We start from the raw sequence: 21,817 nt of genomic DNA on the forward strand, positions 1-21,817 counted from the left end.
AGAAAGGAATGAAATAAGGCAAGTCACGCTTGCCTTATTTAAGTATAGAGAAATTTATCACTATCTCTATGATATTAAAAATTAAATAATCTTATGATTTTTTAATTGGACGCTGCCAGCCATCCAAGTTACGCTGTTTTCCTCGCGCGACTGCCAGCTGCTCATCTTTAACACTTGAGGTAATCACTGAACCTGCCCCAATCGTGGCCGTACTGCCAATTTCAACCGGTGCAACTAGGGATGAATTTGAGCCGATAAAAGCATTATCACCAATAATGGTTTTTGACTTATTCACGCCATCGTAGTTACAAGTGATGGTCCCAGCACCAATATTCACTTTTTCCCCAATTTCAGCATCTCCAAGGTAGGTCAAGTGATTAGCTTTTGAACCTTTACCCAAACGAGACTTTTTCATCTCTACGAAATTACCGATATGAGAATCTTCTTCCATTATCGCGCCAGGACGCAAGCGAGCAAATGGACCTAAAGTGCACTTATCTGCGACCAACGCATCTTCGATAAGGGTATTGGCTTTAATAACTACGCCATTGCCGATTTTACAGTTTTTAAGTACGCAGTTTGGACCAATAACGACATCGTCACCGATCTCTACGTTACCTTCAAACACCACATTTACGTCAATTAAAACGTCTTGGCCTGTGGTTACCTGTCCACGCACATCAATACGAGCAGGATCCGCTAGACTTGCACCGTTAATCATCAAAGCTTCTGCTTGCCAAGCCTGATAAGCACGCTCTAAAGCAGCAAGCTGCACACGGTTGTTCGCACCTTCAACTTCCATTTCGTCATCAGGCTGTGCAGAAGTAATCTCTATCCCTTCACTGTGCGCCATCGCAACGATGTCAGTGAGATAGTATTCACCTTGTGCATTATTATTAGATAACTGTCCAAGCCATTTCTTAAGTAGCCCACCATTTGCCGCCATTATGCCTGTATTGATCTCGGTAATGGCAAGTTGCTCAGCAGACGCGTCTTTTTGTTCGACAATACCAACTAATTTGCCGTTTTCACGTAACATACGGCCGTAGCCCGTTGGATTTGCTAAATCAACAGTGAGTACAGCAAGGCCATTATCTGGCGTCACATCCAGCAAACGCTGTAGCGTGCTCAGCTTTGTGAGTGGCACATCACCATAGAGGATCAGTACTTTATCGTCATCACCGATATGCTCCTTTGCTACCGCGACAGCATGACCAGTACCCAACTGCTCAGCTTGATGCACCCAATTTACTTCATTATGTGCCAAAGCAGTTTTTAATTGCTGCGCACCATGTCCGAATACTAAATTGGTCGATTGCGCTCCAAGAGACACCGCATTATCGATAACATGCTGAACCATCGGCTTTCCCGCAATAGGGTGAAGTACTTTTGGCAGTTTTGAGCGCATGCGGGTGCCTTTACCCGCAGCCAGAATAATTGTATTTAATGGCATGAACACAGGATCCTTTTTCTTGTGTCAGTTAAACAGGTGTACTTTTCTATACTTACGCCTTTAACGCCATCACTTCTATGTGCATCGCGATACCTAAAATTAGCAGGCAGATAAGTACTTACTCAGTACAAATTTTGCAATATTGTAGCGGGGATTGTTCAGAAACGTAAGAGAGTATCCGGCTATAAAAGAAACTATTGATTATGAGAGTGTCTATCCGCACACAGCTTTTTATCCGGTATCGAGAGCGTTCCTTTCAATGGGCATCGAACAGCTCATCAACCTACACCAGCCACATATAGATGAATCTCCAACACTGTGCGCCAATTATAGTGATCCCATGATATGCATGACAACTAAGCTGACGGAAACACTGAAGATAATGAAAGAGCTCAAAAATAGCTATACAACGGTTTCGTAGGTAGAGTTACCAAAAGCATAGAGCCAATACATTACCGAGTAAGATAAACTTCACAACTCAACGGCAATTTTAGTTTTTGTTAATCTCAGGTTCGTTAAAAACAATTAACTCACTCATCTTCGGATGAAAAAACAAATATCGAGAATAGAATACCAAAACTGCCAAAAATTGAGACATAAAAGTCAAAGTCTCTTTCAAAGAAAAGAGTAAAAAGTAAGTAGAAAACATTAAAAGAGACCACAGAAAATATAAACTTTAATAAATAACTCGAGTTCAATATCTAACCCCTTGTGTTATAAAGACAGCAAAACTATCGCTGTCCTTGTTGTTATCATTAGCTATTACATACAGGTTACTTGCTCAACGTCACCATCACCAGAGTTTGTATAAGCTGTATAACACTCCTGATCACCGCCATAGCCATCATCATGAGCATCTCCTAGGGGTTTGTCGTCAGATGATTGCTGGTCTTGGTCACGGTCTCAATCACCAGAATTTCCACTTGTAGAATGACTTGGGTTTTTATTTTGCTGCGCCATAACAATAATTTATTGATTTATATAAACTTTACCATTTTTAGTCACGCTAACTACGGTTTCATTTAAAAATCCAAAAAATAATAGTTTTAAAGACTGCTTACTTAAAAAGTATAAAAAAAGAGCCAAAGCGTACACTCTGGCTCTTTTTTAATTACATATCTTTAAAGAAATCAGGTGGAATGATACCGCCACCTTCAACACAACCAGCAGGCTGCGTCTCTTTCTTCAGATCTTTAATAGGTAAACCACCGTTTACTTTCTTTTGCTGCGCTTTATTTAATGAAAATGGATGCATAGTTTTCTCCTTATTACATCTACAAGTAAGTTTTGATACGAGAGGGCCGCCACCCGATTTATACCAAAACGGTTAAAATTATTTCTTTTTTCTTTCTGTCATCGCATCTATCAGCCATTTTGTGATTGGCACTTCAGTGCGTTCTTCTACACCGAGAAACATCGGAGAGGGATTAGCTTCAAGGAAATAGTACTCACCAGTCGCCGTTCGTCTCCAGTCAATCGCGGTCCAGTTAAGTTGCAACGCTTTCGTTACGGCGATCGCTTGGTTCTTTATACTTAAGGGCGTATTGACCAATCGCATACTTGCAAGATCATCTTCTCTAAAATCAACACTGTTGCTGTCAATTGCAACTGAAGCAACTCTGCCATCAACCACAAATGTACGTACATTTGTGCCTTCAATATACTCTTGCACAGTGATGGGTGACTTTTGCAGGGCAACGAGAGCATGCTCTGGGTCAATATGCTGAGCAGTTAGCCATTCCGTATATGCACCGCCATAAACTGGTTTGAATATCGCTTTATCAAAAGCCTTGTATGCCGCTTGGATCGCTTGAAGCTCATTACCAATATAAGTACTAGGCACCAGACAGCCGAGCTCTTTTACTCTGGCCAACTGCCTCGGTTTCTCCAAATGATATTGATATGCCGCCCAGCTATTAAACCAGCGAGTACTATTGTTTAATTGCATCCAAGTGCGGATAGTAGCCATGCTGTCCTGTGCTGCTAAGCTATCCAAACTGCCCACATTCTCACGTGTCGATTCATCACTCACCCCAGAAAAATTTCGCCAGTACACAGCCTCAATATCATCAAGAGAAATCTGTGTTCCACAGGCTAGACTTATCGAATGTTTATTATCTACGAAATCAAAACTCAACTGACACTTTGACGGAAAATCATGTGATTGAAAATGGTATACCTCATCTCGACAGCGCTTTAACTGTTGAAACATATGCTGGGTATGAGCATCTTCAACTTGTCCCATAACAATAATTGCCATTTTTACTCTAAGCCTCGCAATACTGGCCTGCGTTACAGCAGAATTTATTCTTCAAATTCAAAGTATTCACTATTAGAATTCGGGCCTTTAATTTGAAGCAATTGCACTTCACCCTGATAGTCAATTAATAATTGCTGATAGGCTTGAATAATTTGTGACTTATTCACACGCTTCAGATGATGTATCAGCTCATCTCGAGAACTAAAATCGAGCCTACCACTCAACCAGTCTTCGAAGTAACGCTGAGATTCAATAAATACATTTTCAGGCTGCTTTTTTAAACTGACAAGCAATCCATCTTTAACAACCTCAAACTCCTTCTCATCCATTTTTTCAAGTCCTTGATAAAATGACATAATGAAATTATCAAACTCGGACTTAATCTTTGGTAACGAGGTATTTGCACTTTCAATAAATAAACTGAAAGCTGGATAATCATGTACCTTAAACGCTTTACTCCCTACCGCATAAGCCATTTGCTTTTCAGTTCTCAAAGTATTGAATATTGAGCTATTAAAAAACTGGTTCAACACCATAAGCGCCGCATACGTGGGCGCGGATTTTTCGGCGTAAATATAACTCTCTCTATAATAAACGTTATCCAGTGAAGAGCGCTGTTTATCATTCGTCATATAACCTTTTTGAGGAGCATATTTGGTTGTAATCTGTGGCTTTTGGGTCTGGGACGTTGGACCAAAAGTTTCTCTTACTTTATACGCAAGACTTTGCACATCAGCTTGGTCATAACCACCAAATGCAAATATATCGATGTAAGTGTTACTTACTAACTTATTGTGAAAACTAGCTAATTCCTTGGTATTAACTTGCTTAAGTTGTGCGATAACCTGCTCTGTTGTCCACAACATCGCTTCAGTCTTAACTTGTCGACCAAAATGCAGTTCCGACTGATACGCAAGCGGCAATTTATCTAGATTTTCTAAAGATTCTAAATACAACTTTTTCGCAGCTTCAAGTCTAGATTCCGAAATTTCCATGCCGGTAATTGCTTTAAAAAGCTGCTCTGCATAATAATCTTGCTTTCCTGTTTTTCCTGAAAGAGTGATCGCTAAATTTCCTTGCGCATTCTGCATCGCCATCAGATTTATCTGATGCCTTTGTTGAGCACGTGTCCCCAACCTTTGTAGCTCTCTTATCATCATCACATTTAACAAGTTCAGCATCGTGTGATTTTTCACATCTTGATTAAGTACTGCACTTTCAATGGATATACCTAAAACGCCCTGACGCTGTGTAAAATGTTCACTATTTTTCAACCAAGCACTAATACCCTTTGATGCAACAACTTGGCTAGGTAGCTCGTTGCTTTGCTTAACAAGCTGTGTAGCAACCTTTTCTTCTACAGAAGGCGAATGCAACTTAAAGTTCAACCCTGAATCTGCATAACTTTTTTTCGCCGAATCGGACAAAGGAGCAACATGGTAGCTACCTTGTGCATATTGCAAAGAAGTGCCCGTTTTTTCATCGTCGCTAATGTGCCATATTCTGGCTTTCTCTATGGTGAGATTGGATAAACTTTCGCGAATGGCTGCTGAATTAAAACCTTTAAAATAAGTATCAAAATGAAGGATATCGCGAGCAGGTACAGTTTGCATCATACGACTAAACTGCATTGCCAAATGAAGCGCGGGAGGCTTTTGGTAGCTCTCAAATTGACCACTAAGCATTTGTTTTAGCTCAGCGGCGTATCCTTCAGTTATCCCAGTTTCCTTAATGAGTTCAACGTAATCAAAAAATGCTGCGACTATTTTTTCCTGATGCATCTTGCCTTTTTCAGTCAACATAAATTGTACCAGCGCAGTACCCTCAAGGCCGTAGCTATTGGGTATCAACATAGGTAGCATCATTTCAATTAACCCTTGCTCAGTCAGCGTAGCAGCCAAGGACCCCGGTTCTTGAGAAGCCAATAACATTTGAATGTACGCATTTGGCTTAAATTGCCAATTAGCAAAGTTTGAAGACAATGGAAACTGTAATAGTAATAGATCGGTAGCAACTTTGGTTTGGAGCTTGATTTCTTGGCCTAGTGTAGCTTCTGTAAATACCGGTGTTGAAATAATTGGGGGTTCAACCTGTAAGTTTTTTATTTTTGCAAAGTGCTTTTTTGCTAACGATTTTAATTCGCCAGTCGACTCCCCTCCCACTAGCGTCACTGTCATTAAGTTTGCAGAGTAATACTGCTTGTAAAAGTTAGCCATCGCGGCATAGAGGTCATTCTTATTTGATTTACTCTTTAACGAAGCTTTATTGCCTGCACCGAACTTTCTAATTGGATGCTCTGGATTAACGGTTGCAGCGGCCGTACGGTTAATCACGAAGCTATCTTGTTGCCTCAATCGTTGCCACTCTTGATCTACTGCATTGATTTCATTATCAATATTTTCTTTATCAAAAAGAGGATTAACGATTGCATCACTAAGCATCGTCAATGCAGTATCAAATTTATCTTGCGGTAAACTAAAAAAGTAACTCGTCATTTGCAATTCAGTGGCGGCATTATATTGTCCGCCATGCTTGCTAATAAAATCCTTCAATGCATTTGGCTTAGGGTAAGCCTTAGATCCCTGAAAGATCATATGTTCCAGAAAGTGCGCCAGCCCTTGATAAGATTCAGGGTCATGATATTGGCCAACACCAACCGTCAGACTTACAGCAGCTTCTGAAATACTGGGGTCTGAGACAACCACAACTCGTAGGCCATTTTCCAATACGAGCTCATCATAACTTCTGTCATCTTGCACACTTTTGATAAATTGAGACTGTGCAATATCAGATGGTACAGCAGAAGTCAGTTGCGTTATCGTAGTATTTTTTTGTGCTGTAGCATTAAGAGAAATTAGTGCCAAAGCGACTAAAGACAGTCTGTTGTTAAACATAACTCACATACCTCTAGAATTTATCGGTGTTATAATTACTTAGGCTGGCACAGCACTAGACATCAGTGCTTCTCGTTGGGTTTTATCGAACCAAGGAGATTCCTCTTTAGGTACAATACCTGAGTCAACGTATTGCTTCATAACAAGGCCCCTTTCAGTAAACAAACGCCTGACCAAATTGGGGTCCGCTTCAAGCCAATTTTCAGGAAATTGCGCCTGTGCTAAGCTGAATACAGAAGTGTCCTGTGGATCCAAAGGTTTGAAATCTTCAACAACTAAATCAAATACCCCATGATCAAATGGGTCTCCAGACGCTTTTTCTCGAATGAAAAACCTCTCTTGTTTACCTCTAACTGCCATTTTTACAGCTCGGTGGTGGCAATATGGGTTATTTCCACGCTTGCCAAAGAATACATGAGAGGTCCAGTTACAACCGCCACGACAAACCTTTGCAAATTCGCAGGTTGCACACTCTCCCCAAAGATGTTTGGTCGCATCTTCAGGTTTATTAATATCGTTGAATCTAAGCTCATCAGTATTTTCATAGATATCGCGTAGTGAACGCTCTCTAATGTTACCGCCAGTGTATGCATTTGTTGGTAATGAAGGACAGCCCTTAATGCTCCCATCAGCTTCTATACCGAGTGTATTCTGACCGGCTCCACAACCTCTATAAAAAGCCCATTCAGAATGGGTGGATTTATTATCTCGAAGCTGACGTTCATAAGGTCCAAAATAACCAATGTTATTGCCAGCTTGCACAGCTAAGCCATCACGCCTACCTCTAACGGATAGAAAGTTAATTAGAGGGAAAACGTCAAGTAATTCATTTGGCTGTAATAGCATTTCATCATTATCTGCAGCATTACCCATAGGTACTGTTAGCTGCAATTGCCATGCTCTAGCACCCACATCTACAAGTTTCTGGTAAAGCAAAGGCAGTTGCTTTGCCGAATAACGATTTATCTGAGTATTACAACCAACATTAATTCCTACGTTGGTCAATCGTTCAATAGTCAGGAAACATTGCTTCCAAGCTCCAACTTTTCCTCGGAGCAAATCATGTTCTTTTTCTAATCCATCAATAGAAACAGAAACTGTTGAAATACCAGCCTGCTTCATACGTTTAGCTGTTCCTTCAGAAATGCCAAAGCCGCCAGTTGTCATTGATGCTTTCATACCCAAGCGGGTAATTTCAGCAGCTATCATCAACCAGTCTGGGCGCATAAAGGCTTCGCCACCAATCAGTGAAACTTCCTTAATGCCTAGGTCAGCCATTTGATGGACCAAGTCTAATGCTTCTGTTGTGGAGAGTTCATTTACTCTGCTGTCTCCTGCTCGCGAGCCACAATGACTACACGCTAAATTACATTTCAACGTAATTTCCCATACGGCATAAGTTTGGCGTGCTTCTTTTTTTATTTTTATTCCTGCACTATCCATATTGACTGACATATTTTTAACCCCTAGTAGCTCAAGTCTTATTGGTGGCGCGTAACGCGCCACCAACACAATCACGATCTATTCGAAACGTTCTTAGAACTTTTCAAATGGAGGATCGATGATTACGCCGTATAGCGGCTGAGGGCAAACCCACCAGTCACAAGGTGGTAATTTGTCATCACCAGGGAATTTGATAGGTGATAGACCACCTTCTACTTTTACAAGTAGTTCTTTTGCTTCGGTAACATCTTGCATATTTTGATGTAAGTCTTTCATTTTATTATCCTAATTTATTTTTAACAAATAACATGTAGTTTGATTACCAAGTTTGAAGCTTCAAATGGAAGGCATCGCTAGATCTTCCAACCAACACAGAACCACTGTCCTTTTGTGGCGCTGAGATTGATACTATCTCGCTTTTTTTGGTAATCGATTTTCAGACAAAGTGGAGAAGTAGAGTTGAGTACAGCCACTTGCCAGACCGACTTAAAGTTGCAAAGTGTGAAAGGTAAATAACACATCTCTTCAATTCGGTATGGCTCAATATTGTTGCTAAAAAAGTTTTAAATCAAACAAAGGAAAAAAACAACTTAACTATAACTATCATAACCTTAAGCACCAACATTATGGCCAAATAAGAGTATATTATTGGTTTGATATTGATATTCAGCTAATGTAAAAATCAAACTAAACACTTTGACAGATGAGAGACAGTTGATGAGCCCCCATTAATCATTCAGTGTCTATAACATGAGCGTACGGCCTAGAGAGATAAAATGATGATGGCCATTCAAAAGTATGACCTACTAAGATCAACAGTCGTGTGATGCGAAAGGAGTTTGGAAAAGTTTATGAATAATCTCGTAAGAGTGATGCTTACTATGTTTGGTACACTTCAATCCCAAGGCGAAACTCCGAGATCTAATCGGTGTTTTTTAATCACTTGAAGAAATGCTGCCAATTGCGATTCTGCTAGTCTCCAACATATACCCTTACTTAGATATTTATCCCTGCGTTGGTCTTTGTCCTGGCAATGTAAGCCAAATAAAGATGGCTCATGTTCATCTTGAAATACCAATAAGCTATCAAGGCTTTCAAAATGGATCGTTTTGTCTCGCAAAAACAGATAAGAAATCACAATCGTGCAATTCTTGACATCTAAAACCAACTTATTTTGAATCGTAACCAACAAGTAAAACCCAGCCGAGACCATAAAAGTGACACAGTATAAGCTAAACCAAAAAAGTATTTTAGGGTTACTGAGAAGTTCAGACTTAAACGCCGACGCTGCGCTCTGCGGTGAGTATATCCCCTCCGACATCCAAGCTGATATGCCGAAAAAAACGACTAATGCAAATAATAGACGAGATACTTTAATTGAAAAGTAAAATTGCGTAGTGTTTACTTCATCTACCAGTGTAGACTCCCCTCGGGGAGAGGTTTGTATGTGATCGTCCACGATTGATGTTCCCTTTACTGCTATTTTTAAGTTGATATTACTGCAAACTATGGAAAATATGCAGCCACAAAATAACTAGCATTCCATGGCTGCTTGCCGATTACTGCTTACTCTTAATTAGTCCTACCGGACCGCTATGAGTTGTCGCTGTAAATTGTAAGCTTGGAGTTTCTAAATGGATTACCAACCCTAAACTAGCCGCAGAGATAGATTCATCCGAATTGACTCGACCATCCGCGTTAAGATCTTGCCAAACCATTAGACGGTCAAAATTGCTATCTAATGCGTCTATCTTCAAGTCGCGATTGCTATCTAATAGCAATAAAGTATCCAACTGAGTATCTGCATGACCAAAATGCACTTCATTAACACTGTCGAGCTCGCCGCTTCCGTTAAAGTCTATGAATAACATTCCGTCACTTTGACCTAAGGAAATCTCTCTGTCTGCTTGCGCGGACTGCCAGCGAACACCATTGTTATCTAGATCAAGCATAACAATGTACGTGTTATCAAGCAGATCGATGCTTCTCAGATGCTCTCGACATAACATATCGGGCCTAGTTACCCGCTGATAACCGCAGCGCATGTCATTGAGTATTTCATTTCCTTTATTCACGACTTTTTGATAATAGCTAGCAGCAGTCATCGCATCCTTGACATACGTATCGTAAACAAAATTTTCAACAGCTGTTTCAACACTATTACCAGCCGCGTAGCTGAACCCAACAGAGACTGCAGCCTTGCCAACAGCAACTACAGGGTTTTTACCTAACATTCTGCCAGCTGCATCGATTGTTTTACCAGTTTTAGCGGCAACCACAAATGCAAGTGCCTCAGCTAACGCTTCTTGACCCTCACCATTCCAAGCGTGACTAAAACCTTGTACGCCACTGTTGAGCCTATCGGCGAGTTTACCTAAGTTTTGAAGCATTCCATTGACTTGTTTATAGGCTGAACTATTTGGGTCTAGGCCATTTAATATTTGCTTTAGCTTCAACTGGAATTGCGCGACAACGTTAGTAATATCGCCTGCATCTTCTTTAAATTGTCTAGCTTCTTTCTCTTTTTGACTATTTTGATTACTTGATGATGAGCCGCCTCCTCCGCCTCCGCCGTCAGAAAAACCTGAACCACCACCATAACCCCAGCTAATGAAGCCACCAAATCCGCCACCAGAATTACCTCCACCACAAGCTAGTGTGTAGCTTTCACATGAATAAACCACTGTGATTCGTTCTATTTCTGATAACTGGTAACCAGAACCGGCATAGTCACTATCGAAGTCTGCGGTATAACTAGGTTGAGTTTTATCGCACTCACCGATATAGCTCCACGCTTCATAATCACCATCGGAGAATAAAGGGTTTTGATTTTTTGACCAATAGCTCGCTTCATAAACAAAGCGGCCAAAAGCAACACGCTCCCCTTGTGTATACGCGCGATTACTATACCAAGAAGCAGGACAGTGATTTACACCTTGCTCCGGTAACTCAATCTCGCCATTTAATACTTGGTTTGCTTTATAAAAGTCGACTAATCCAAAACCAAATTTACCATCTCTGCCCTGTTGCCCCAGGTCTTCGGCACTGCCAAATAACGCTTGAATTAGCGCTTCTCTATCCGCATTAGGGTTAGCTGATTTGAGCTTGGCTATACCAGCACTTACAATGGCTGCTGCTTGTGATGTGCCGGATAAAACAGCATACTCAGACTGATTTACATCAACCTGTAAATCGAATGTCTCTGAACTTCCGTGTGTTAACGTCAAGTTTGGAATAAGTAGAGTCGGGAAGCTTGTGCTAAAATCGATCTTGCTAATGGTAGTATCTGCAATACCAACATCATAAGTAAATACTATCCCACTACCGTTAGCATCAGCACATGTGTCTGTAGCATCTTTTAACCACTGCTTGCTTTCAGGGGATAGAGTATATTGTGCATCATGCTCATCCAATAGCGTTTTAGGCAGCGCTACCAAGCAATTTTCCACTAAGCTCAATTCATTTGGAAAGTCCTGAGTACCATTATCAATCTGAACAAAGTGCAGTTTATTTCCTACATTATTGCTCACCGCAGTCACTCGATTACGATTCGTCATTGTCGAACGAATATTCACACCGGGCGCAACTAAATCAATACTGGCATTCTCAGCGGAAAAATATGCAAGATCCGTATTTTCATCGATCGCGCCAACGGAGATCACATTTCGATAAGCCGCTGGAAACGCTAGGTAGTCACCTTTATCTGATTGAGGTATCCCGTGATTTCCCGCAGCAGCAACAAAAATAATGTCTCTGTCATAGGCAAGTCTATCGATCACATCTCGAGTAGCAGATGAAAAGTATGGACTACTAAGCGACATATTAATCACTTGAGCACCTGAATTTGCACATTGCTCTATGGCACTAATTAGGTCTGAATCGCGAATAATAGAATTCTCACCATTAGCCGATCGTAATAATTTTCGTACTTCAACGGATATTTCACCGTTCGCAAAAACAGGATCGGTAAGTAGTCCAGCGAGGTGAGTTCCGTGTCCAATCGCATCTTGATACCAGAAGCCTGCATACTCACTACTCAGCCCTGAAAATAACTTTGAGTTTAATTGGGAATGATTAAGTTGAACACCTGAATCGATCAGACACACTTTCGTTGTACCAACGGTCTGAACCTCCAGTTTAGAAAGCTTTGTTAACTGTTGCCAGTTAAGCTGATTTTGCGATTTATCACCCGCATTATGAGAAAGTAATTGAGGGAAATGATACCTATGATTTCCCTCAATCCGCAGTAAACCACCTTGATTAAGTGATTCTACAAGTAGAGAGTCAAGTTCATTCTGGGTAACGGTGAGAGAAGCATAAGTACGGACACCATCTGAAGATAACAGCGTTGACCGCGCAACAAATTCTGAGGGTAAATTTCCCTGAGTGTAGCTCACAACAATAGGTGTTGTATTCTCATCGGCTCCAGATGCATATAAGTGCCCTACGGGCAAAAGTGCCAATAATAAACTTTGTGCAAGTTTACTAAATTTCATCTTCTATTCCTTTTTTATTATCTTTTTCAAAGTATTGAAGGGTTTATTCTATTTCCTATTCCACCATATGAAGTATTCAGCTAATAATTGAGAGACGCTTATTGGACAGTAGCTTGTTAAGTAGTCGTTGTGATTAAATCAAAAGACTAGAGCGCACGATTTGTCCAGAGCACTATCAACTAGTTAAGAAAGCCTAATGCTATTGCTGATGAAAATTTGTGACCCTAGTAAACAGTTGGGATATGAGGTAACAAAGAGGCAAAAGAAATCTCTTCCGCCCTTATGCATTGCTTATTTCAAAGAGTACTTAGCTAAATCATATGGTGGGATCCAGATACCGTACGACATTTGAAACGGAGGCTTTACTGGGTCAATAGGGTCAGGAATAACACGAGGAAAATCCCAAGGAACAGGTGTTAAGCCATTATCATGCAATGTGCCACCTTCGACTAACTCAAGTAACTCGGCTGCATTATTCAGCTCTTGCATATCGTAGTTTTTATTTCTCATTTTATTTTCCTTATTACATTTATTGATAGAGCTTGTACTTTCGAGAGTATACTTTGCGGTAAACCGCTAAGTTTTGGTGCCTCTATCATTTACACCTAGAAGTCTGCCGCCACAGACTTTTATTCACTCACACAGCTTTAGCTAAACCTAACGCTCTGTATTGATGAATTGCATTTAATTTCTCGCTATTTAATCGCTCTCTCAGATTAGAGTCTGTCGCCAACCAAGAAGGAGGAAAATTTATACCCTGAATAGTGAAGCGATTTACGTTGTCATTAGATGTCGCAGAGATTGATTCTTCATAGATTTCGAATACACCGTGATCAAACGGGATACCTGAAGCCGCAACGCGCTGCTGAAAGCGCTCACGTAAACCGCTGGCAGCTAAAGTTAATGCTCGATGATGGCAATAAGGATTATTTCCTCGCTTTCCAAAAAATACATGAGCGGTCCAATTGCAACCAGCTCGGCACAGTTTCGCGTATTTACATCCCTTACAATTACCCCACAAATGTGCAATCGACGCATCGTCCATTTCTTGACTATTAAAATTCAGCTCTGGTGCATTTTCATAAATATCCTTCAATGTACGTTCCCTGATGTTACCCCCTGTATATTCTTCGCTCGGCAATGATGGACATCCCTTGATCTTGCCATCAGCTTCAATGCCGATAGCTCCTTGTCCCGCAACGCAACCGGTATAAAACGAGTACTTACTCTCTTGCATAAAAGTCCCTCTAAGCAAACGCTCATAAGGACCAAAATAACCAACATTATTACCAGGTTGAATTATGAGATCGTCTTTTCTGCCACGAACTGACAGCAACCCCAATAATGGATACAGATCGAGTAATTCATAAGGTTGCATCAACATCTCATTATTATCAGCCGCATTCCCCATTGGCACGGCCAATTGGATTCGCCAGTTTTTGACGCCGACATCAATTAATTTTTCGTACAATAAAGGAAGGTCCTTTGCGCTTTTTCTTGTTACTGTAGTATTTACTCCAGTATGTACTCCCAAATCTTTAAATTGAGATAATGTGGTGAAGCATTGGCTCCACGAATCAGACTTGCCACGAATACTATTATGCTCATCTTCAAGACCATCAATAGAAACTGAGACTGCTTCAATGCCCGCTTGAGCCATGCGCTTTGCGGTTCCTCTGGAAATGCCGTAACCTCCAGTCGTCATGGTGACTCTCATACCTTTATTTTTTATTTCTGACGCAATCATCAACCAATCAGGACGTAGATAAGCTTCGCCACCTATTAAGGTCACTTCCTTTACGCCTAGATCAGCCATCTGTTTGATTAAATCGAACGCTTCCGTAGTCGACAGCTCATCAGCTCGTTTATCACCCGCACGAGAACCACAATGACTACAGGCTAAGTTACACTTTAAGGTAATTTCCCACACAGCATAGGTGCTCCGATCATACTCTCGAACCTTCACACCAGCGTTTTCTAATGTATTTGTCATGCCTTATGCCCCATTTCAAACACGCCAAATGTCATAGCGTCTCAAACTTAGGTCCAATGATGTCAGTCAAAAATTTGTATGGCAAATTACAATAAATAAATTTATTGTTTAAAAACAAAAAGATAAAAATAGCTTTTCAAAAAATAAGAGTTTGATAAAAATTAGCGGGATTTTTAGCTCTGTTTTCATTAAGTAATAATGAAGCAGGTTAACGCTTGGGAGACTAAGCACTCGAATTCAGATGATAGTACACCACCTCTGATGAAGCGGTTAAAAAGCAAACTGCTTACAGGTAATCCCACGGTGGGATCACATCATCTTTCAACAATGCATTGAGTAAAAAGCGATTTGTCAGAAAGCAAGCAACAAAATAATGGGCACAACAGTGAAGAAGTGCATATTACTTAGTCGCTCCTGAAACCAATTTAATTTATTGAATTACTTGAAGATATAAACGATCTTACTACCCTCAAATTGCAGATTTTTTGAATCACACAACCAAAACATTGCAATTTGAGTGTAAAAATGACACCAGAATCAACTAGGCACACATCACAATTAATTCAAGCTTATTGATATCGTTTCATCGCATCATGAGCTGGTGAAACTGGCAAAGCTCATTGATTAGCAGCGCTTAGAGAGCGGATTTAAACAGCGCTATGGCGATAATGGCGCTGGCGCGAAGCCATAAGAGCTTGGTATCTAAGTGAGTGTCGCAACTACACTGAAAGAGCTGTTTTTAGGTTGCTCTCATGCGATGCACGGCAACCCCTACGATAGTGACACGTTATGGGAAACATTGAGAATAGTAGAAAATGTCACTGATAAACAGCATATCTCAAAAAAGACGTAAATAATTAAAATACCGACGCATGACAATTATCGTGAGTGTCCCAGCCAAAACTCATTTGTTCATTCATAATGGATTTAATATTATCTGCAAATAACTTTGTATCCTTGGCACTAAGAAAGTCTTCCATTGCTCGGTTAAGTCCTGAATATATAATAGGAAAACTTTCCATCAGTGCTTGCTTCCTAAGCCGCCTGTTGTAATTGAGCCAATCTCCACTTTTATGAAGTAAATAAGCTTCACACCGTATAATAATTGATGCAGCCCACGTACAGTTTTCAGCAAAAGAGTTTCCTATGTATTTCTCAGCAAGCCCATCGCTGAGCATATTCACCAAAGAGATTCTTTGAAGCTCCAACCGGTTGTCGCCTGGCGCTACAGGACCAGCCTGAACAATTTCTTTAGCCAAATCGGTCAGATAAGCTCCCAAGCCCTTCGTATCGTACAGTAGCCTCGATTGTTCTAAGCTAATTGGAAAAAAAGGGTTCGATTGCTTTCTCGATTCGCACAAAGCGTTTAGCATATCTTTATAGTTCATGATGGTTGCCTGGATTGGAAACCCATTGATGGTCCTTTGAATCCTAAAAGGTTCCATGCAAGAATCATCAATCACAATTAGATCGACATCCGACTTGGCTGTGGCAGTACCGTTAGCTTGGGAACCATATAAAATAACACTAACGATTGCTTTACAATATTTCCCACAGAAAGTCTCTATTGCCAATCCCAGCTCTTTAGATATCACCTAACACCTCTAAATTTTCTCAAATAAATCAAATACAAATTAACCAAAACTAGCAATAAGATAAGGAAATAAGCCCCCAGCCATTGATAGCTCACACCAATAAAAAAAGGAATAAGGGTAACAAAAGCCATGAACCCTGCTTTGCGTTGCTTAAACCTGATATCCGTTATCCCCAAATAAAAGGAGAGGATTAGTAATAAAATCATTATTAAATTCAACATATTCCCCTATTTTGTATATCCCTCATGACAAGGGATATACAAGTTCACCAACTAGGTTAAGAGCAAAACATATCGCCAGCCCAGACGCCGACTTGTTGTCCAAAAGAAAACCCAGCCGCAGCACCAAAGCCACCAGAAACATAACCACCTATACCAGCACCTATGATCGCACCAGCTAAACGAAAAGATCCTTCACAAACACCAGCACCAGTAACCTGCTTCACCGAAGACAAATTCAATTCAAACATTTTAATTCCTTATTACATCAATTAATTACGGTTAAGAACAAAAGTATCCGCCAAGGATACTGCCAACCGAGTAACCAACGCCCCAACCAGCAGCAGCACCAGCTGGACCTAAAATAGCACCGTGTGCAGTGCCAAGTACAGAGAAGCTCATTTCAAAAGCGGTTGTACACGCACTGGCGCCGGTAACGACCTTAACATCAGAAAGATTAAGTTGTTGCATAACTATTCCTCAATATTTAAATAATCAATTTAGCCCGATGTACTCAAGCCTGCTTTTATCTAGCCGGAACAAGGTTACAATTAGGATGCAAAAACTCAACTCGATCAAAAGATATACAACACCTTAAAAATCAAATATATGGAACAAACTATTATGTGAGAATAATAAATTTCTCCGCTTAAATAAGGTTGCACCTCTGCTTATGGTTACACGTTGATAACGAGAAGTAAGGCGCAGCTCAAAACACTTAAATACCAGCAGGGTTATTACTCAAGGAGCTGTGTTGACTATGCTCATGTATTACGCTGATGCAGTGGTTACGAACCATAAACATCACCAAAGCAATCTAGCGGGCCTCGAATACCTGAAACAAATTCACAAATTGTCTGACGAAAACACGGTGGTCATGTGGTGCGAAAACCCGTATTGGCAATATTTTTGTGGCATGTAATTTTTCACTCATGAGCGCCTTGCTGCCCAAGTTCAATGACACGCTTTCGCAAGCGAATTGGCGAAGATGGGGTTGAATTGATGCTTTCGTTAACTGTTGATACTGGCCTTAAAAGTAATACCATCAAGCCTGCAAGCTTACGAGAGGTGGTTGTAGACAGCACCGTCATGGAGAAAAATATAGCCCACCCAACGGACAGTAAACTACTAGAAAAATGCCGTGATAAACTGGTTGGTTTCGCTAAGCAAGCCGGTATTCGGCTTAGGCAAAGTTATGAATGAATTGACCCTAGGACCGCGCAAAAAGTAGCGGGCCATGCCCATGCTAAGCAATTTAAACGCATGATGAAAAACAGAAAAACTCTCTCATACGGGTGATGAAAGACATCTTGAGGAAAATCACCGGGCAGCCAAGTCAGGAGTTTATCCATGCTCTACAACAGGCCGAGCGGCTGTTAAAGCAAGAAAAAACGTGTAAAAACAAACTCTATAGCCTACATGGGCCAGGTGTTGAATGTATCGCCAAGAAAAATTAATGAGGGGTTGAAGCGATCTAAGTAGATGTATGAAAATACTATGCCTGCTAAGATAAATAGCCAGCTAGAGCGATATCATAGACCCAAAGAGGTAATCGTTATTTTTTACAATTATTGAATCAAAAAAACTCCATCCACAACCAATATAAAAAGATTAACTAAAACTAATAGTCACAAAGAACCCTTTTTCAACTAAGGCATTATTCAACTCACTATTTTTAATTTCACTTTTAATACCAAAAAAGTAATCAACATCAACATCTGCCACCGCATCTTTAAATTCTATATTAACTTTCTTATCAGAAACATCTAAAGATTTTATTTCTCTACACTTAAACCTCCTAACAAAAGGAAATGTATAACAATATAGCTCCTTATTTTTTACTTTCATAGGGACTCTCCCCCTATAAAATACAAATAAGAATATAAAAATGAAAAGAGACAATTGAACAGAGTAATTGATGATACTACTATCCGAAACTGAAAGCCTCAAAATTGGTATTAAGAAAATTGTTGATGTTATCAATAAATTACACAAGAAAAAGCTCAAATTTCTACCCCTACATAAATTTATAAACGTTGGGGCTTATTAAGCCCCAACACTCAGCTTTTTAGTAGCAAGCATAAGCACCGACGATCATGCCAAATGAACCGCCTAGCGTGCTACCACCAACAACACCTGGACCAGCTCCAAAACCAAAACCGCCAAAGAATCCAGCAGCACCACCAACAGCACCACCAAGAAGCGCGCCACCAGTAGCAAATCTACCCATGCAGTCGCCGCCTGAAACTTCTTTACACTCGTTAAGTTTAATTTCTAACATTATCATTTTCCCTATTATTTAAGACAAACAGCAGTGCCAAAAGTTACACCGATATTGAATCCCCACATAGCTCCGCCGGCCATACCAACTGGGCCTGAGATACCACCGCCAATAAAGCCACCAAGAGTACCTAAGGCACCAAAGCCAGTAACACATGCAGCCTCAGCAAACCCAGCACCTTTAACTTCAATGATCTGATTTTTATTAATTTCTTTCATCTTTCTTCTCGCATTAATTAAAACTTAAATTTCCAGCTACCAATTCCGCCAAAGCAGGTAGCCCTTAAAAAGGAGAGAATTAAATATTCAACTCAAATCGAACTTTAGATATAAAAAATAAATAAGTCAAATTATAAAAATATAATTTAACCTTAAAAAACATAAGCATAGGTTAAAGTTATAAATTGGTAACATTTAAATCATAAAAATCAGTAATAAGATCCCAAACGTACCTATAAAGGGTTAGGGAAATCTCCTAATAACTCTCTGAAACTCGAGAAATTCAACTTTTGGCATTTTTCACGATGACCTTTATTACAGTGACACACTGTCGGAATATTAAAAATTCATAGACAAAGTGTCTGATATAGATATTTGAGTTAAAAGAAAATAATGTGGCATAAATATGGTGAGTTGTATCTCATATCTATTAAAATTTAAGATAGAGTCATACATCGGGCAGGGCGGGATCGAACTTTAAATTGACGAGTATTGGGGTTTTATGATCTGATTGCGCATCGCAATTTTTTAGGTCGTTACAATGAGCATCATCACACATTTAGAGTGGATTGAAGATCCTAGAACCGATGTTAATATCAAACATAATCTTGTCGACGTCTTGTTTTTAACTTTGAGTGCCGTGCTTAGTGGCGCTGATGGATGGAAATCAATTCAAGAGTTTGGTGAGTTGCAACTGGATTGGTTAAGGCAGCATCGTCCTTTTGAACATGGCATACCCAAACGTCACTGCATTGCAAACATAATCAAAGCTTTAAATACCGATGCTTTGCTTAAGGCTCTGCTAGATTGGATTAATTCTCGTCGTGAAGAAGCTCAAAAGCCACACATTGCGATTGATGGAAAAGTGCTTCGAGGTTGTTGGAAAGACAATGTGTACAATGCGCTAAATGTGGTTAGTGCATTTGATGTTGATAATGGCCTAGCCTTGTATCAACAAGCTGCGCAAAATAAGGGTCAAGAAGGTCAAATTGCCCGTGATATCATCGACATATTAGCGTGTAAAGGTTGCATTGTGACGCTTGATGCTCTGCATTGCCAAACGAAAACGTTGGAGACGATAGTAAAGAATAAGGGCGACTTTATTATCCAAGTCAAAGCCAATCAGCGTAATTTACACAATGCTATCGCTGAGCACTTTACAGCTCACTATGACAGCATGGGCCCACACGAAGAAACACAAAGCAATGGAAATGCTCATGGCCGAGGTGAAAGTCGTCTAGTTATGCAACTACCGATTAAATTACCGCAGAAACTCAAAGAGAAATGGCCTCATGTCAAAACGGTGATTGAGGTTGCAAGAGGTCGTAAATTAGGCGACAAAACCAGTTATACCTCCCACTTCTATGTCAGTTCATTGGCGGTAGAGCCAGAGTTAGTGGCAAAAGTAATACGCAAACATTGGCACATAGAGAATCGACTTCACTGGGTGTTAGATGTTGTTTTCAAAGAAGATAAATTAAAGGTAGCAGACCCAGACGGGGCGGCACACATCGCTTTGTTCAACAGAGTATGCTTAAACATAATTAGGCAACATCAAGGTAAAAAAGACAGTTTAGCAGCGAAACGAAGAGGAGCAGCTTGGAACGGTGATTTTAGGACGGAGTTACTCTTTGGTTAATCTATAAGCAAAGTGGAATCCCACCCTGTACATCGGGCAGCCAATGAGGTTTAAGTCATTTTAAAGTAAAACCTGAATTGCAAACAGGATCGAGGAACCTCCGAAACAGCTAAGGAATTGTAGGAAGAATAAGATATTTAATACCAGTTACTGAAAACTCGCGGGGAAGTATCAAGGTATAAGGGATTAGATAAACCCATTTAGAATGGTCAACTGAATGTTCCGTATACACAAATTAAGACTCAACTGTTAGCCTTACCGATGAACTATAAAAACATTTATCCACCCAAGTTTTATAATTAATATTTTTAGGCAGTGTGATTGTTAATTTAGGGATTAGTTTCCATTTTTATTTGTAAAAATATATCAATTAAATTTTACGGCCAAAAGTTTTTCACACCATCTATTTATTAGGGCGCTCTAAACGACCACCCTAATACAAATATTAAAGAAGAGGATCTGAATAATAATGCAGGTCAGAGCCTCTATAAGTTCCAGGATAACTCATTGGTGAGCGAAAGCCGGAATTACTATTCCACTGATCTATAGTTCTATACATCGCCACTCCTGATACAGCAATCCTAGGGAGAGACCATAGAAAACCACCATCTACGTTTTTAATATCGTTAATTTTTAGTTCTTTCATGTTTTAATTCCTTATTAAGTTTTAATTATTTCATCTTTCTTTCATGTGCCCACTTAGCGGACTGATAAACACTATAAACTAGAGCTATATCTTTCAAAACAAAAATAGCTAAAGGGGCTAAACCACCATTTACTAACTTCGCTTGAACTTCATTAATTTCTCTCATCTTTTTCTCACATTATTTAGTTTTAAAAAATTAAACTTCCATCCCGCCAGAAGTGGAAGTTCCAAAAGTGGGTCAGTAAGACCCAAATATAAAAATACATTTACAAACAAAAAAAATCAAGCAAAAAAACATTTAAAATCGTAACAACACAACCACCAAAAACAACTATTAACACAATGAAAATAACAAAAACACTCTCCATTAAAAATATTAAACAACTAAAAATACATAATCGCTGATACCACTATCAACATTTCAAAATCCAAAAGTTCATCAATAATAAATAAAACCCCTTAAAGGGGTTTTATTTATATCTTAAAAATAAGTCGTGATATCGATAGGCCCTAAGCATGGCTCTGAAGGATAGGTTGGCCCTTGATACCTTGGCGCTGTGGTAGGTTGGGAAGTACTGCCGCCATAAAATTTTTCTAATTGATATGTTAATTCAATCATTTCTTGTACCTTTTGATTATTTTTCTTCATTTTATTTTCCTTATTACCTAAAACTCCCGAGT

23 protein-coding genes are annotated in these 21,817 nt (G+C 39.8%); 5 read left to right on the top strand and 18 right to left on the bottom strand.

Annotated elements, in window-relative coordinates; genetic code table 11:
- Window positions 1-91 precede the first annotated feature (91 nt).
- From glmU to B1L02_RS18385, 6 genes are all read right to left on the bottom strand, one after another.
- Window positions 92-1,453, bottom strand: coding sequence for a bifunctional UDP-N-acetylglucosamine diphosphorylase/glucosamine-1-phosphate N-acetyltransferase GlmU (glmU, locus tag B1L02_RS18365; protein ID WP_088532192.1), 1,362 nt, complete (start codon window positions 1,451-1,453; stop codon window positions 92-94).
- 1,111 nt (window positions 1,454-2,564) lie between these two features.
- Window positions 2,565-2,708: a hypothetical protein gene (locus tag B1L02_RS23835; protein ID WP_157757260.1), complete on the bottom strand. Its 144-nt coding sequence runs from the start codon at window positions 2,706-2,708 to the stop codon at window positions 2,565-2,567.
- Between the two features lie 78 nt (window positions 2,709-2,786).
- The gene (locus B1L02_RS18370) at window positions 2,787-3,713 is read right to left on the bottom strand and encodes an ATP-grasp domain-containing protein (protein WP_088532193.1); all 927 of its coding nucleotides are present in this window, start codon (window positions 3,711-3,713) and stop codon (window positions 2,787-2,789) included.
- A 44-nt stretch (window positions 3,714-3,757) separates the two neighbouring features.
- On the bottom strand, window positions 3,758-6,607 hold the full coding sequence (locus B1L02_RS18375) for an insulinase family protein (RefSeq protein WP_088532194.1): 2,850 nt from the start codon (window positions 6,605-6,607) through the stop codon (window positions 3,758-3,760).
- Window positions 6,608-6,646: 39 nt separating this feature from the next.
- Window positions 6,647-8,062, bottom strand: coding sequence for a radical SAM/SPASM domain-containing protein (locus B1L02_RS18380; protein WP_100215558.1), 1,416 nt, complete (start codon window positions 8,060-8,062; stop codon window positions 6,647-6,649).
- A gap of 81 nt (window positions 8,063-8,143) precedes the next feature.
- On the bottom strand, window positions 8,144-8,326 hold the full coding sequence (locus B1L02_RS18385; protein WP_010607028.1) for a hypothetical protein: 183 nt from the start codon (window positions 8,324-8,326) through the stop codon (window positions 8,144-8,146).
- 941 nt (window positions 8,327-9,267) lie between these two features.
- Here B1L02_RS18385 and B1L02_RS23840 point away from each other — a divergent pair.
- On the top strand, window positions 9,268-9,438 hold the full coding sequence (locus tag B1L02_RS23840) for a hypothetical protein (protein ID WP_157757261.1): 171 nt from the start codon (window positions 9,268-9,270) through the stop codon (window positions 9,436-9,438).
- A 171-nt stretch (window positions 9,439-9,609) separates the two neighbouring features.
- Here B1L02_RS23840 and B1L02_RS18395 read toward each other — a convergent pair whose 3' ends face one another.
- The 3 genes from B1L02_RS18395 to B1L02_RS18405 all read right to left on the bottom strand — a co-directional run bounded on the left by B1L02_RS18395 (window position 9,610) and on the right by B1L02_RS18405 (window position 14,539).
- Window positions 9,610-12,546: a S8 family peptidase gene (locus B1L02_RS18395; protein ID WP_088532196.1), complete on the bottom strand. Its 2,937-nt coding sequence runs from the start codon at window positions 12,544-12,546 to the stop codon at window positions 9,610-9,612.
- Between the two features lie 291 nt (window positions 12,547-12,837).
- Window positions 12,838-13,056: a hypothetical protein gene (locus tag B1L02_RS18400; RefSeq protein ID WP_010607031.1), complete on the bottom strand. Its 219-nt coding sequence runs from the start codon at window positions 13,054-13,056 to the stop codon at window positions 12,838-12,840.
- Window positions 13,057-13,183: 127 nt separating this feature from the next.
- Complete coding sequence (locus B1L02_RS18405; RefSeq protein ID WP_010607032.1) at window positions 13,184-14,539, bottom strand: radical SAM/SPASM domain-containing protein; 1,356 nt, start codon at window positions 14,537-14,539, stop codon at window positions 13,184-13,186.
- Between the two features lie 706 nt (window positions 14,540-15,245).
- On the opposite strand from B1L02_RS18405, the gene B1L02_RS23845 reads away from it, so the two are divergent.
- Window positions 15,246-15,392, top strand: coding sequence for a hypothetical protein (locus tag B1L02_RS23845; RefSeq protein WP_157757262.1), 147 nt, complete (start codon window positions 15,246-15,248; stop codon window positions 15,390-15,392).
- A gap of 4 nt (window positions 15,393-15,396) precedes the next feature.
- On the opposite strand, the gene B1L02_RS18410 is transcribed toward B1L02_RS23845, so the two are convergent.
- From B1L02_RS18410 to B1L02_RS18425, 3 genes are all read right to left on the bottom strand, one after another.
- The gene (locus B1L02_RS18410) at window positions 15,397-16,134 is read right to left on the bottom strand and encodes a nucleotidyltransferase domain-containing protein (protein WP_088532197.1); all 738 of its coding nucleotides are present in this window, start codon (window positions 16,132-16,134) and stop codon (window positions 15,397-15,399) included.
- A 277-nt stretch (window positions 16,135-16,411) separates the two neighbouring features.
- Entirely contained in the window at window positions 16,412-16,603 is a 192-nt protein-coding gene (locus B1L02_RS18420; RefSeq protein WP_010604128.1) for a hypothetical protein, read from the bottom strand.
- A 31-nt stretch (window positions 16,604-16,634) separates the two neighbouring features.
- The gene (locus B1L02_RS18425; protein ID WP_010604129.1) at window positions 16,635-16,823 is read right to left on the bottom strand and encodes a hypothetical protein; all 189 of its coding nucleotides are present in this window, start codon (window positions 16,821-16,823) and stop codon (window positions 16,635-16,637) included.
- A gap of 289 nt (window positions 16,824-17,112) precedes the next feature.
- On the opposite strand from B1L02_RS18425, the gene B1L02_RS23850 reads away from it, so the two are divergent.
- Together B1L02_RS23850 and B1L02_RS18430 are read left to right on the top strand one after the other, a co-directional pair.
- The gene (locus tag B1L02_RS23850; protein WP_117333100.1) at window positions 17,113-17,274 is read left to right on the top strand and encodes a transposase; all 162 of its coding nucleotides are present in this window, start codon (window positions 17,113-17,115) and stop codon (window positions 17,272-17,274) included.
- Window positions 17,275-17,309: 35 nt separating this feature from the next.
- Window positions 17,310-17,555 carry a hypothetical protein gene (locus B1L02_RS18430; RefSeq protein ID WP_088532199.1) on the top strand — a complete coding sequence of 82 codons (246 nt, stop codon included), beginning with the start codon at window positions 17,310-17,312 and terminating at the stop codon, window positions 17,553-17,555.
- Between the two features lie 408 nt (window positions 17,556-17,963).
- Here the strand turns inward: B1L02_RS18430 and B1L02_RS18435 are convergent, their stop codons facing one another.
- The 3 genes from B1L02_RS18435 to B1L02_RS18445 form a co-directional block, all read right to left on the bottom strand.
- Window positions 17,964-18,200, bottom strand: coding sequence for a hypothetical protein (locus tag B1L02_RS18435; protein ID WP_088532200.1), 237 nt, complete (start codon window positions 18,198-18,200; stop codon window positions 17,964-17,966).
- A gap of 220 nt (window positions 18,201-18,420) precedes the next feature.
- Complete coding sequence (locus tag B1L02_RS18440) at window positions 18,421-18,633, bottom strand: hypothetical protein (RefSeq protein WP_088532201.1); 213 nt, start codon at window positions 18,631-18,633, stop codon at window positions 18,421-18,423.
- Between the two features lie 14 nt (window positions 18,634-18,647).
- Window positions 18,648-18,851 (bottom strand): bacteriocin-like peptide, encoded by a 204-nt coding sequence (locus tag B1L02_RS18445; RefSeq protein WP_088532202.1) that lies wholly within the window; start codon window positions 18,849-18,851, stop codon window positions 18,648-18,650.
- Between the two features lie 541 nt (window positions 18,852-19,392).
- Here B1L02_RS18445 and B1L02_RS18450 point away from each other — a divergent pair.
- Window positions 19,393-20,490 carry an ISAs1 family transposase gene (locus B1L02_RS18450; protein ID WP_088530854.1) on the top strand — a complete coding sequence of 366 codons (1,098 nt, stop codon included), beginning with the start codon at window positions 19,393-19,395 and terminating at the stop codon, window positions 20,488-20,490.
- A gap of 445 nt (window positions 20,491-20,935) precedes the next feature.
- Here the strand turns inward: B1L02_RS18450 and B1L02_RS18455 are convergent, their stop codons facing one another.
- The 3 genes from B1L02_RS18455 to B1L02_RS23860 form a co-directional block, all read right to left on the bottom strand.
- Window positions 20,936-21,136, bottom strand: a complete 201-nt coding sequence (locus B1L02_RS18455; protein ID WP_088532203.1) for a hypothetical protein — start codon at window positions 21,134-21,136, stop codon at window positions 20,936-20,938.
- Window positions 21,137-21,161: 25 nt separating this feature from the next.
- Entirely contained in the window at window positions 21,162-21,302 is a 141-nt protein-coding gene (locus tag B1L02_RS23855; protein ID WP_157757264.1) for a hypothetical protein, read from the bottom strand.
- A gap of 315 nt (window positions 21,303-21,617) precedes the next feature.
- The gene (locus B1L02_RS23860) at window positions 21,618-21,785 is read right to left on the bottom strand and encodes a hypothetical protein (RefSeq protein ID WP_157757265.1); all 168 of its coding nucleotides are present in this window, start codon (window positions 21,783-21,785) and stop codon (window positions 21,618-21,620) included.
- Window positions 21,786-21,817 lie beyond the last annotated feature (32 nt).

The sequence above is a fragment of the Pseudoalteromonas piscicida genome, assembly GCF_002208135.1.
Lineage (GTDB): Bacteria > Pseudomonadota > Gammaproteobacteria > Enterobacterales > Alteromonadaceae > Pseudoalteromonas > Pseudoalteromonas piscicida_A.